General features: G+C 62.0%; 12 protein-coding genes. 3 read left to right on the top strand and 9 right to left on the bottom strand.

Annotated elements, in window-relative coordinates; translation table 11 throughout:
* Positions 1-4: 4 nt before the first annotated feature.
* Positions 5-1,669 (top strand): M48 family metalloprotease, encoded by a 1,665-nt coding sequence (locus ACN0X6_RS06075; RefSeq protein WP_417702738.1) that lies wholly within the window; start codon positions 5-7, stop codon positions 1,667-1,669.
* A gap of 1 nt (position 1,670) precedes the next feature.
* Here ACN0X6_RS06075 and ACN0X6_RS06070 read toward each other — a convergent pair whose 3' ends face one another.
* The 9 genes from ACN0X6_RS06070 to ACN0X6_RS06030 form a co-directional block, all read right to left on the bottom strand.
* Positions 1,671-3,626, bottom strand: a complete 1,956-nt coding sequence (locus ACN0X6_RS06070) for a DUF4105 domain-containing protein (protein WP_417702737.1) — start codon at positions 3,624-3,626, stop codon at positions 1,671-1,673.
* Positions 3,623-3,943 carry a DUF2388 domain-containing protein gene (locus ACN0X6_RS06065; protein WP_017676111.1) on the bottom strand — a complete coding sequence of 107 codons (321 nt, stop codon included), beginning with the start codon at positions 3,941-3,943 and terminating at the stop codon, positions 3,623-3,625. The genes ACN0X6_RS06070 and ACN0X6_RS06065 overlap by 4 nt, the downstream gene beginning before the upstream one ends.
* A gap of 145 nt (positions 3,944-4,088) precedes the next feature.
* Positions 4,089-4,412 carry a DUF2388 domain-containing protein gene (locus ACN0X6_RS06060; protein WP_417702736.1) on the bottom strand — a complete coding sequence of 108 codons (324 nt, stop codon included), beginning with the start codon at positions 4,410-4,412 and terminating at the stop codon, positions 4,089-4,091.
* Positions 4,413-4,495: 83 nt separating this feature from the next.
* Positions 4,496-4,699, bottom strand: coding sequence for a DUF1127 domain-containing protein (locus ACN0X6_RS06055; RefSeq protein ID WP_417702735.1), 204 nt, complete (start codon positions 4,697-4,699; stop codon positions 4,496-4,498).
* Positions 4,700-4,922: 223 nt separating this feature from the next.
* Positions 4,923-5,138: a DUF1127 domain-containing protein gene (locus ACN0X6_RS06050; protein ID WP_017676107.1), complete on the bottom strand. Its 216-nt coding sequence runs from the start codon at positions 5,136-5,138 to the stop codon at positions 4,923-4,925.
* Between the two features lie 358 nt (positions 5,139-5,496).
* A complete protein-coding gene (locus tag ACN0X6_RS06045) occupies positions 5,497-6,933 on the bottom strand; it encodes an NAD(P)(+) transhydrogenase (Re/Si-specific) subunit beta (RefSeq protein WP_417702734.1) in 1,437 nt (478 codons plus the stop codon).
* A gap of 3 nt (positions 6,934-6,936) precedes the next feature.
* Entirely contained in the window at positions 6,937-7,248 is a 312-nt protein-coding gene (locus ACN0X6_RS06040) for an NAD(P) transhydrogenase subunit alpha (protein WP_090435146.1), read from the bottom strand.
* Between the two features lie 11 nt (positions 7,249-7,259).
* Positions 7,260-8,381 carry a Re/Si-specific NAD(P)(+) transhydrogenase subunit alpha gene (locus tag ACN0X6_RS06035; protein ID WP_417702733.1) on the bottom strand — a complete coding sequence of 374 codons (1,122 nt, stop codon included), beginning with the start codon at positions 8,379-8,381 and terminating at the stop codon, positions 7,260-7,262.
* Positions 8,382-8,850: 469 nt separating this feature from the next.
* Positions 8,851-9,747 (bottom strand): LysR family transcriptional regulator, encoded by an 897-nt coding sequence (locus ACN0X6_RS06030; RefSeq protein WP_417702732.1) that lies wholly within the window; start codon positions 9,745-9,747, stop codon positions 8,851-8,853.
* Between the two features lie 180 nt (positions 9,748-9,927).
* Here ACN0X6_RS06030 and ACN0X6_RS06025 point away from each other — a divergent pair, with 180 nt between their 5' ends.
* Positions 9,928-11,106 carry an acyl-CoA dehydrogenase gene (locus tag ACN0X6_RS06025; RefSeq protein ID WP_106738165.1) on the top strand — a complete coding sequence of 393 codons (1,179 nt, stop codon included), beginning with the start codon at positions 9,928-9,930 and terminating at the stop codon, positions 11,104-11,106.
* Positions 11,107-11,162: 56 nt separating this feature from the next.
* Positions 11,163-12,386, top strand: coding sequence for a CaiB/BaiF CoA transferase family protein (locus ACN0X6_RS06020; protein WP_417702731.1), 1,224 nt, complete (start codon positions 11,163-11,165; stop codon positions 12,384-12,386).
* Positions 12,387-12,601 lie beyond the last annotated feature (215 nt).

The following is a 12,601-nucleotide window of genomic DNA, read 5'->3' as shown; positions in this document are numbered from 1 at the left end:
ATTCATGCGTAAGGAAATGACATTGGCAATTGCCTGTTCGCTGTTGATCGGATGCCAGCAGATGCCGTCGACCGGCAATGTGCCACTTGAAGGCAAGTTCATTGACAGTCCGCGTGCTCGCCCGCTGGCACTGCAGCCGGTGACCAACAGCCCCTGGTTGAATAATGCTCTGGTTGATCGATTGGCCGGTGCCAGCGATCCGGATGAGATTCGCGGGTTCGGCAAGATAGACCTGACCGAGCAGATGGCCCAGGTCGAAAGCTTTCAGGTCCCGGAGCTGCAGGTTTACTGCGATCAGGTGCTGAGCCGTTTGCTGGCCCACTGGCCGCATGCCAAACCAGACATCAAAGTGCGTTTCAGCGCTTCGGAGAGTTTTGGCGCGCGCGCTACCGCAGAAAATGTCATCTACCTCAACTTAGGTACTCTACAGGCCATCGAGAGCGAGGACGAACTGGCGGCGATGCTTGGCCACGAAGCGGCTCACTTGCTGCTGGGACACCTCGATCGCGAGCATTTCTTCAATCAGCAGAAGAAGTTGCTGGATGCATCGGTAACGGCGGTCAGCCTGGGTGTTACGGTGGCCGGGCTGGAAAGCCAGAAGAGCGGTACGTCACGCAAACTGGTTGTGGGTGATCCCGACGCCGTGGGCAAGACAATCGTACAAAGCAGTCTGTCAGGTACTCTGCTCAAGGCAGTATCCGACAATTTCTGGAACAGCAGCTGGACGCGTGCTCAGGAGGATGAGGCTGATTTGCTGTCCGTCGATCTGCTCAGTCGTGCGGGTTACTCTCCGCGTGGTGCGGTACATGGCATCCAGCGGCTACAAAGCTTCGAGGGTAGTAATGTCAGCCAGTTGCAGCGCTATCAGGCCATGCAGAAACAGCTGTTCAGCCAGGCGATGCAGAAGAAGGGCATCGGCGGTCTGCTCGAGCAGGGTATCCAGAGCGGGGTGACCGCTGCGCAGCTGGCAGCCGTGGATGTATGGACGGACTTTGGCAAGACCCACCAGTTGCCTGCCCAGCGGGAAGAGGCGCTGGTGCGGTATATCGCCAGCGAGTATCGCAGCGAGCGACGCAGAAGCCCGCAGCTTGCCAGTTATCAGCGGCAGCTCCTTGGTGGTCAGAGCGGCAAGATTCTCGCCGGACAGGTGCTGATCAACCGTGCGACCAAGGCCCTCGACAAGGGCGATCTGAGCGAGGCGCGCCAGTTGGCCAAGGAAGTGGCGAGCGGACCGGCTGCCAGGAGCATGCGTGCACAAACCTTGCAGTTCGTCCTGGCGGTTCAGCAAAGACGTTACAAGGATGCACTCGCCAATCTGGAGCAAGTTCCAGAAAGCGAATGGCAGTATGCGTCCCTCTCCAGCTATGACCAGATCATCACGTTGTCGCTCAGTCTCGACCGGCAGGCTCAGGCCGAGCGCTATCTGCAGCGCGGTCAGGCACATTGGGGCAATCAACTGATGACGCCACTGGAGATTTCCGTGCACCTGCAGAGCGAGCGGGTCGTCCAGGCGCAACAGGCCTATCAATCATGCCAAAGCGCAACGAGCAAAGGCTTGTTGGCTCAGTGCGAATCGGCGATTGGTCGCTTCAAACCTCAGCAACAGGCGCCTGCCAATCCGCTGCAGCAGTTGGGCCTGCCTTCGATGGGCAAGCTGCTAGGTAGCTGACTCAGGGCAGCTGCAACCCACCACTGGCCTTGTGCAACGCACGCAGGTGTTCGCCCAATGCCACCAGGTTGGCCTCGTTGGCCTCCAGTTCGGCCAGGCGCTCGGGTTGCAGCAGGTTGCGCACTTCGTCATCGAGTTCATCGCTGAGTTGGCGCAGTTGCTGCTGGCGCTCACGGCTGCTGATTTCGAGGCGCTGCCATTCCTTCTGTTGCGGCAAGCCGTAACCGCCTTCGAGCAGTTCGGCCGGGCGGCTGAGGAAACCGCTGTTTGCGAGAATTTGTTCCAGCGCGGCACCGGCCTTGTTCAGGCTCGGATCGCCAGCGGCGCGGCCGGTCAGGTAGCGACGCTTCAGTTCGTCCTGGGCCAGCAGCAGTTGCCGGCGCAGCGCGGCCTGCTCCAGCAGCAGCAGGGCGGCACTGGCGCGCAGGTCGGCCTCGTCGAACCACTGGCGGCGAGCCTGTGCGGACTGTTCCAGCCAGGACTCGACGCTGTCCTGCTGGATGGGCAGGCGCTGGCGCAGCACGGCGAACATGGCCTGATAGCGCTCGCGGAAGGAGTCGAAGCGATAGCCCAGACGCAGGGCCTCGCGCGGGTCGTCGAGCACTGTGGTGTCGGCCAGGCCGCGAGCATCCATCAGTTCCAGCAGACCATTGGGCAGGATGCTGTCGAGCGCATGCAGGCGCGGGTTAGCGGTGCCGCTGCGCAGCAACTTGAGGGTTTCCACCGCGCAGTTGTTGGAGACGAAGTAGTAGTCGCCGTCATAGCTCCAGTGCTGTTCGGCAGCGCGTACCACCAGCTGTTCGACCTCGTCGCGCGACAGGCGCAGCGGTACCGAGGCCAGGCTGCGCAGCTCGACCTTGGTGTATTCATCGATCACCTGCTCCAGCGGCAGGACGAACAGGCGTGATGGATAGACGCCGGTCAGGCCATCCCAGCTCGACAGTTGCAGGTCGCCGACGAAGGCACGGTAGGACAGCACCAGGTGGTGGTCGAGATCCAGGCGGCAGTCCGGGCCACGTGGCCGGCCCGGTGCGCAGACCACCAGGCGCAGCATGCTGTGGCCCCAGCGGCTCATCCAGGCATCGTTGGCCTCGGCGAGCAGGTAGTCGACCTCATAGACGCGTTCGGGGTCGAGGCGCCCCAGTGGCTGCAAGGCAAAGTCGCGCCCGGCATTGAGGTAGGGATAGTCGTTGGCGCAGTTCTCGCTGGGCGGCGTCCAGTCGAAGTGCTCACGGAAATAGCGCGCCAGCGAGGGGCGGCGGCAGGCGTAGCTGGGGTCGAGCAGGAAGTATTCGAGGTTGACCGCGACGAACTCCAGCGCATTGGTCAGCTCGTAGCTGTCCGGGCTGCGTGCGACCTGGCCATTGTTCAGATCGCGCGCGCCATGCTGGCCGACCCGTTGCGGCCAGCCGGCCAGATCGAGCAGACGGGGATCGTCGCTGAGGGTGAAACGCCGCTCGGTCTGGCCACGACAGTCCTCCGGCAGCCCAACCGCGCCCATTGAACTGGCGCGTTGTCGGCACTGGCTCATGTGGCGGCGTTCGGCGGCAGGCCAGAGGCGAGCGCGGTCGTAGAGGTGGGTCAGCTCATGCAGCAGCGTGGCCAGCAACTCCTGGCGCTGGGTGCCGTGCGGGCGATCGGTGCGATTTTCTGCAGCCGAGCCATCGACCAGCTTCGGCAGCAGCTCGGCGTTGAGCTCGATGCCGCTGAAGCGCCCGACCTGACCGTAGATCTCCGAGGGCAGTGCGGCGCGCCAGCTGACCCTCACTTCTCGGTCCAGTTGCTGGACGAAGCGCGGGGGCAATACGGCCATCGCTTCGTCCAGCAGGGCCTGGCTCGCCTGGCGTTCGGCTGCGCCTAGAGCGCTGTCGTCCAGCGTCAGACGCAGCTGCGCTTGGGCGAAGCCTGCGGCCATCGCCAGCAGCGCGCCGCAGCACCAGGCGGCGAGGTGGGTCACAGAGCGAGAATGGCTTCGGCCAGTTGCAGATCGCTGGCAGCCTGCGCTTGCGGCAACTGCTGACGGATGGTCTGCAGCGCGGCTTCCAACTGTGCACCGCGAATCTCACCGGCGCTGGCGACGAAGCTGGCAGCGTCGTCACGGGCTTGCACCACGGCCTTCATGTCGCGCAGCGAGGTGGTGGTGTCGGACGTGAAGTTGATGCTGCGATCCAGGGCGCGCACCACGATGTTGCTGGTGGCGACCACGGTTTGCGCCTGGGCGATACCGCTGAACAGGGCGCAGGCGGCAACGGCGATGACGAATGAGCGACGCATGATAAGGAGCTCCGAGAACTGCAGAACGGACGATTTGACGTGGACAGGCCGGCGCGGTTCCCCGCGACCTGGCAGGTAGGCGAAGTTTACGGGGCCAGGCAGCCCCGGTCAGCAGCGAGCCGAGTGATAGACGTGTACAAAGTTTTCACAGGCTGAGGATGGCCTGAGCGAGGGCCAGGTCATCTGCCTTTGCCAGCTCGGTATCATGACGGCGAATGTGCGCCAGGGCCGCTTCGAGCCGTGCGCTGCGGATCGCGCCAGCGCTGGCGACGAAACTGGCGGCGTCATCGCGGGCCGCGCGCAGCTGTTTCATGTCGCGCAACGAGCTGGTCGCGTCAGAGGTGCCCTCGGCGGTGCCGGCCAGGGCGCCCCCCAGGGTATCGGTCGTCGCGACCAGGCTGCTGGCGCAGGCGGTGCCTGCCAGTCCTAATGAAAGGAGCGCTGCAATCAGGGATGTCTTCAGGTGCATATGGGGTCACTCCGGTAGGGCGGGGCGCTGTTCTGCCCGCATCCGCAGCTTAGCCCAACACGGTTTCCCGCTCCATGGCTGGTTCAGCGCCAGAAGGGCTTGGCCAGTTCCTGTTCACGCTCCGCTGTGCTGATGCCGGCGTCAGCCAGTTGTTGCTCATTGAGCAGGGCAAGCTGCCGACGGGTGCGGCGGTTGCGTTGCCAGTGACGCAGCGTCGAATACAGGCCGAGCCAGTGTAGAGACTTGTCGTGTGCAGGTTGCGAGAGCGGTTCGTGAGTGCGGTCCATGGCGTTCTCCTGTCGAGAGACAAGGGTGGCAGCTCATGTTCTCGCAAGTGCTCGTAAGCGAGCAGATACAACTGGAGGGAATTGTGCGAGGGCAGTGGCGGCTTTATGGCAACTGTACTGCTCGTTGAGGCGATGACTGTTGCAGATAAAACGAAAGCCCCACCGCAGCAGAGGCGGTGGAGCTCTCAGAAGATCCCAGATTGGGATGGAGCAAAGCGGGGTGTTAACGCCAGAACGGCTTCTGCAGTTCGACGTAACGCTGATTTTCGCTGATGCCGGCGTCAGCGAGCAGGCGGGCATCCAGTCGAGCCAGTTGACGACGGCTGACGATGCGGCGCTGCCACAGGCTGAGGGTGGCGATAACGCGGAGCAGCCAGGCCGATTTGTCGCTGGCAACGCTGTGAGTTTGAAGCAGGGCGGAACTGAGGGTACGTTCCATGGTGGTCATCCTTCCGCTTGTGGCGGCGCTGGTGTTTGCTTTCGATGGGCAAATTATCCCGAGCGCAGGAGTGGCTCAGTAGTCACAGCTGGATGAAATTGTTGTGCTATTAGATAGGTTGCTTTGTAACTGTTCGGTCAGGAATCGATGTTACTGTACTGGCCATAAGTGAAAAGACTGGGTGCAACCGACTTAGGCGAGATATTTCACTAGGTGCAACCCTATTATATTGGTCTTTCAAGCAGTACAGTTTGAAATTGATCTGTTGTGATGATTGACCTGAAAATCAGCTTTTTTGTGGGGTCCATAAACAGGAAACCCGGCGCATGGCCGGGTTTCCTGTCTGAGTGGTCAGGGCTTATTCCACGGCCTTGACCATGTCTTCGATCACCTTCTTGGCATCGCCGAAGACCATCATGGTCTTGTCCATGTAGAACAGTTCGTTGTCCAGGCCGGCGTAGCCGCTGGCCATCGAGCGCTTGTTGACGATCACGGTCTTGGCTTTGTAGGCCTCGAGGATCGGCATGCCGGCGATCGGCGATTTCGGATCGTTCTTCGCTGCCGGGTTGACCACGTCGTTGGCGCCGAGCACCAGCACCACGTCGGTCTGGCCGAACTCGGAGTTGATGTCCTCCATCTCGAACACCTGCTCGTACGGCACTTCGGCTTCTGCCAGCAGCACGTTCATGTGGCCAGGCATACGCCCGGCAACCGGGTGGATTGCGTATTTCACGGTCACGCCACGGTGGGTCAGTTTTTCCGCCAGCTCCATCAGTGCGTGCTGGGCACGGGCCACGGCCAGGCCATAGCCGGGCACGATGACCACGGTGTCGGCGTTGGTCAGCAGGAACGCGGCGTCATCGCTGGAGCCCGACTTGACGTTGCGCTCCTGCTGCGCGCCCGTCGGGCCGCCTGCGTCGGCATCGGCGCCGAAGCCGCCGAGGATGACGTTGAAGAACGAGCGGTTCATCGCCTTGCACATGATGTACGAGAGGATGGCGCCCGAAGAGCCGACCAGGGAACCGGCGACGATCAGCATCGAGTTGTTCAGCGAGAAACCGATACCGGCCGCTGCCCAGCCCGAGTAGCTATTGAGCATCGACACCACCACCGGCATGTCGGCGCCGCCGATGGGGATGATGATCAGCACGCCGATGACGAAGGCCAGCGCCACCAGGACGGCGAAGGCCGTGATGTCACCGGTGAAGCTGTAGTACAGACCCAGGCCGAGAATCGCCAGGCCGATCACCAGGTTGACCAGGTGCTGGCCCTTGAACACCACGGGGGCGCCCTGGAACAGGCGGAACTTGTACTTGCCTGACAGCTTGCCGAAGGCGATCACCGACCCGGAGAAGGTGATGGCGCCGATGGCAGCCCCGAGGAACAGCTCCAGGCGGTTGCCTGCCGGGATGGCGTCACCCAGTGCCGCGACGATGCCCAGCGACTGCGGCTCGACGACGGCGGCGATGGCGATGAACACGGCAGCCAGGCCGATCATGCTGTGCATGAAGGCGACCAGTTCCGGCATCTTGGTCATCTCGACGCGCTTGGCCATGATGGTGCCGATGCTGCCACCGACCAGCAGGCCGACGATGACGAAGCCCAGGCCTTGAACGGCCAACTCGCTGCCGAGCTTGTAGATCAGGCCGATGGTGGTCAGCACGGCGATGGCCATGCCGATCATGCCGAACAGGTTGCCGCGTCGCGATGTGGTCGGGTGCGACAGGCCCTTGAGTGCCTGGATGAAACACACCGAGGCGACGAGGTAGAGAACAGTGATCAGGTTCATGCTCATCGATTACTTCTCCACCTGAGCCTTCGGGGCTTTCTTCTTGAACATTTCCAGCATGCGCCGAGTGACCAGGAAGCCGCCGAACACGTTGACTGCGGCCAGCGCCACGGCCAGGGTACCCATGGTCTTGCCCAGCGGGGTGACGGTCAGCGCGGCGGCCAGCATGGCGCCGACGATCACGATGGCGGAAATGGCGTTGGTCACGGCCATCAGGGGGGTGTGCAGAGCCGGGGTGACGTTCCACACCACGTGGTAGCCGACATAGATGGCCAGCACGAAGATGATCAGGTTGTAGATGCCGTCGGAAATCAGATCCATGTTCCTACTCCTTAGCCATTCTTGCGCACGACTTCGCCGGCGTTGCACATCAGGCAGGCCGCGACGATGTCGTCTTCGAGGTTGAGCTGGAACTGGCCTTGCGGGTCGATCACCAGCTTGAGGAAGTCCAGCAGGTTGCGTGCATAGAGAGCGGACGCGTCCGCCGGCACCAGTGCCGCCAGGTTGGTATGGCCAACGAGGGTCACGCCGTGCTTGAGCACCACCTTGTCGGCTTCGGTCAGCGGGCAGTTGCCGCCTTGCGCAGCAGCCAGGTCGATGACCACGGAGCCGGGTTTCATGTCGGTCACCGTACTCTCATGCAGAAGCGTCGGCGCCTTGCGGCCCGGAATCAGCGCAGTGGTGATGACGATATCGGCCTGCTTGGCGCGCTCGTGCACGGCCTTGGCCTGACGTTCCATCCAGGACTGCGGCATCGGTCGGGCATAACCGCCCACGCCTTGGGCGCATTCACGCTCTTCATCGGTCTCGAAAGGCACATCGACGAACTTGGCGCCGAGCGACTCGATCTGCTCCTTGACCGCCGGGCGCACATCGGAGGCCTCGATCACCGCGCCCAGGCGCTTGGCCGTGGCGATGGCCTGCAGACCGGCAACGCCGGCACCGAGAATCAAAATACGCGCGGCCTTAACGGTACCGGCAGCGGTCATCAGCATCGGCATGAAGCGTGGATAGTGGTGGGCTGCCAGCAGTACGGCCTTGTAGCCGGCGATGTTGGCTTGCGAGCTCAGCACGTCCAGGCTCTGCGCGCGGGAGGTGCGCGGTGCGGCCTCCAGGGCGAAGGCAGTGACGCCGCGGGCGTTCATGCGCGCGATGGTCTCGTTGCAGAACGGGTTGAGCATGCCAACCAACACGGCCCCGGCTCTCATGTGAGCGAGCTCGGCTTCGGTCGGTGCGACCACCTTGAGCACGAGGTCTGCGCCAAAGGCGGCAGCGTCGTTGCCAATGGTCGCGCCAGCAGCCTCGTAAGCGCTGTCCGGAATGCTGGCGCTGATGCCGGCGCCGGCCTGGACGGTCACCTGATGACCTTGGCCGACCAGCTTCTTGATGGTCTCTGGGGTCGCGGCAACCCGCGTCTCCCCGGCATGGGTTTCGAGAGGAACACCGATGTGCACGTCTAATCTCCTGCGTGATCTTTTTTGTGAACCGGGGCACTGCGCTGGCGCGCCGGCGATTGGGGATCAGCACATAACCCGCCGGAAGGTGGCGAGCGCGGCGATTGTGCAATCGAACGCAAACCCTTACAAGAAGTTATGGAGTAAAAAAAATGCATTACTACAAGTAATAGGTCTATGAGGGATTTTTATACTGCATGCAGCCCGCGCAGATTCAGGCCGACAGCAGATTCTGCGCAGCTTGTAGGGCAGTATAGGCAGTCACGCGCAGGATGACCGCTGGTCGACTCGGGCAGAGTGTGGGGAGTAACGAACAATCCGTTCAGAATACTGCTATAGCCCGAAAGTAGTGGTTAATGAGTACTTTCCCTGGCGAAGAAAATGTAGTGTGACTGTATTTGCGCTACGGGTTCTTTTTCTGGGCGTATCTGTTTTCTGCGAGCTAAAAGCGATCTTGCTCCAGCGATGATCATGTACCCCGATAGGCGTCGGCCTGGGCCAGGAGCCAGTCACGAAAGGCCTTCAGCGCTGCAGACTCGGCCTTGCGTTCCGGCACCATCAGGTAATAGGCGCGATCGTTGTTTGGCACGGCACGGTCGAGGGCAATCACCAGGCTGCCCTCTTTCAGTTCGCGCTGGATCAGAAAGGGAGGGATCAGTGCGACGCCCATTTGATGTTGCGCGGCCTGCGCCAGCATGGAGAACAGTTCCAGTCGCGGGCCGGTCATGTCGCGAGGCACATTCATGCCCTGGGCGGCGAACCATTGCCGCCAGGCGTAGGGGCGCGTGGTCTGCTGCAGCAGTGGCAGGTTGGCGATGCGTTCGGCGTCGACTGGGGTATCGCCCAGTAGCGTCGGGCTGCACACCGGCAGCAGGTGTTCGTGCATCAGGAAATGGGCTTCGGTGCCCGACCATTCGGCGTCGCCGTAATAGATGGCGGCATCGAAGTGGGTGTCGGCGAAAAGGAAGGGGCGCGTGCGGTTGGTCAGGTGCACGGTCACCTCAGGGTGCAACTGCTGAAAGGCACGCAAGCGTGGCAGCAGCCACTGCGTGCCAAAGGTCGGCACCACTGCCAGTTCGATGCTGGTGCTGCCCTGGTTGCCCATCAACGCCAGGGTGTCGCGCTCCACCGCATCGAGTTGCGCTGCCACCTTGCGACTGTAGGCGATGCCCGCCTCGGTCAGCACCACGCCGCGCCTTGAGCGGCGAAACAGCTCCACGTTGAGAAAGCTCTCCAGCCCGCCGATTTGCCTGCAGATCGCGCTCTGCGTCAGGTTCAGCTCGTCGGCGGCCTTGGTGAAGCTCTGGTGGCGGGCGGCGGACTCGAAGGCGACCAGGGCGGCGGTGCTGGGTATCTTGCGGCGCATATATGCGAAAGCCTCACTCATGGGCGGTGTTTATGGTTGTTCAAGCTATCTCGAAGTGAGAAAAAAGCACAGCTCTGTGCGGATTCTGCGTTTGTCCTCTGTTCGAAGTCGGCCTAGGATCAAAACCATTCGGGGTCGGCTGGGCCGACCGCTCACTTCACTGCTTCGAGGTTTCTCGCAATGGCCAAGGCAAGCTTCAACTGGATCGACCCGCTGCTGCTGGATCAGCAACTGACCGAAGAAGAGCGCATGGTGCGCGACAGCGCCCAGCAGTTCGCTGACGACAAGCTGGCGCCTCGCGTGCTGGAGGCGTTCCGTCACGAGCAGACCGATCCGAAGATCTTCCGCGAAATGGGCGAAACCGGTCTGTTGGGTGCGACCATTCCCGAAGCCTACGGTGGCAGTGGCCTGAACTACGTGTGCTACGGCCTGATTGCGCGTGAAGTGGAACGCATCGACTCCGGCTACCGCTCGATGATGAGCGTGCAGTCTTCGCTGGTGATGGTGCCGATCAATGAGTTCGGCAACGAGGCGACCAAGCAGAAGTACCTGCCCAAGCTCGCAAGTGGTGAGTACATAGGTTGCTTCGGCCTGACCGAGCCGAACCACGGCTCCGATCCGGGCGCCATGGTCACCCGTGCCAAGAAGGTCGAGGGCGGCTATCGCCTCACCGGCAGCAAGATGTGGATCACCAACAGTCCGATCGCCGATGTCTTCGTGGTCTGGGCCAAGGACGATGCCGGCGAGATCCGTGGCTTCGTGCTGGAGAAAGGCTGGGAAGGTCTTTCCGCTCCGGCGATTCATGGCAAGGTCGGTCTGCGCGCCTCGATCACCGGCGAGATCGTCATGGACAACGTGTTCTGTCCCGAAGAGAACGCCTTCCCGGATGTACGCGGCCTGCGCGGCCCGTTCACCTGCCTGAACTCCGCCCGTTACGGAATCAGCTGGGGTGCCCTGGGTGCCGCCGAATTCTGCTGGCACACCGCACGCCAGTACGTGCTCGATCGCAATCAGTTCGGCCGGCCGCTGGCGGCCAATCAACTGATCCAGAAGAAGCTGGCCGACATGCAGACCGAAATCACCCTGGCTCTACAGGGGTGCCTGCGCCTCGGTCGAATGAAGGACGAAGGCACCGCAGCCGTGGAGATCACCTCGATCATGAAGCGCAACAGTTGCGGCAAGGCGCTGGATATCGCCCGCCTGGCGCGCGACATGTTGGGCGGCAACGGCATCAGTGACGAGTTCGGCATTGCCCGTCACCTGGTCAACCTCGAGGTGGTCAATACCTACGAGGGCACGCATGACGTGCATGCGCTGATTCTTGGTCGTGCGCAGACCGGTATCCAGGCGTTCTTCTGAAGGCTCGCGCCTCTCACTGATCCATGGTGCGCGTGGCGCACCCCACGGAGAAGCCCATGTCCGGTGCTCTGTCCCATATCCGCGTACTCGATCTGTCGCGCGTGCTGGCTGGTCCCTGGGCCGGACAGATATTCGGTGACCTCGGTGCAGAGGTGATCAAGGTCGAGCGTCCGGGCTCGGGCGACGACACCCGGCATTGGGGGCCTCCTTATATAAAGGATGCCAAGGGTAGTGATTCGCGCGAGGCGGCCTATTTCCAGAGCGCCAATCGCAACAAGCAGTCGCTGACCCTGGATTTCACCCAGCCAGAAGGTCAGCGCCTGGTGCGTGAGCTGGTCGCGCAATGCGATGTGCTGCTGGAGAACTTCAAGGTCGGTGGCCTGGCGGCCTATGGCCTGGATTACGAGTCGCTGAAGGCGATCAACCCGCGCCTGATCTACTGCTCCATCACCGGCTTCGGCCAGAGCGGCCCCTATGCCAGGCGCGCGGGCTATGACTTCATGATCCAGGGCCTCGGTGGCCTGATGAGCCTGACTGGGCGCCCGGAAGGTGAGGAGGGTGCGGGGCCGATGAAGGTCGGCGTGGCGCTGACCGATATCCTTACCGGCTTGTATGCGACGGTGGGTGTGCTGGCCGCACTGAATCAACGTGAGCAATCCGGTGTGGGTCAGCATATAGATGTGGCCTTGCTCGATGTGCAGGTTGCCTGCCTGGCCAATCAGGCCATGAACTACCTGGCGACAGGTGTATCGCCCAAGCGCCTGGGCAATGCCCATCCCAATATCGTGCCCTACCAGGATTTTCCCAGTGCCGACGGCAACTTCATTCTGGCGGTGGGTAACGACGGGCAGTTCCGCAAGTTCTGTGAGGTGGCAGGTCTTGCGACGCTTGCCGATGATCCGCGCTTTGTCACTAACAAGGCCCGGGTTGCCCATCGTGCCGAGCTGATCCCGCTGTTGCGCCAGGCCACGGTCTTCAAGACCACTGCACAGTGGATCGAGCTGCTGGAAAAGGCCGGCGTGCCTTGTGGGCCGATCAACGATCTGCAGCAGGTGTTCGCCGATCCTCAGGTGCAGGCGCGCGGTTTGCGTCTCGACCTGCCCAATGCCCTGGGCAGCAGCACGCCGCAGGTGGCCAGTCCGCTGCGCCTATCCGCTACGCCGGTGGCCTATCGTTCGGCTCCGCCACTGCTGGGCCAGCACACAGATAGTCTGCTGCAGAGGTTGCTGGGCATGAGCGAAACGCAGATTGCCGAGTTGCGCGAAGCAGGAGTGATCTGAGCCTGCATATATGGGTGGTAGGGCTGCTGATCCGTTTTACGCAATTATTTGCATGTCAGGGGTTTACAGCTCGCCGTGCTGATGTAGAATGCGCGCCACTTCAGCGATGAAGCTCTTCAAAAACTTCTTGTTAATCAATAAGTTAAGTTTAAAAGAGGGGTTGCAAAGCGAAGTGAGGCGTGTAGAATGCGCGCCGGTCGACAGGGTGGTGGTTT

Origin of the sequence: Pseudomonas sp. (assembly GCF_048269965.1) — a bacterium.
GTDB lineage: Bacteria > Pseudomonadota > Gammaproteobacteria > Pseudomonadales > Pseudomonadaceae > Aquipseudomonas.
This window is presented reverse-complemented; position numbering and strand designations above follow the sequence as displayed.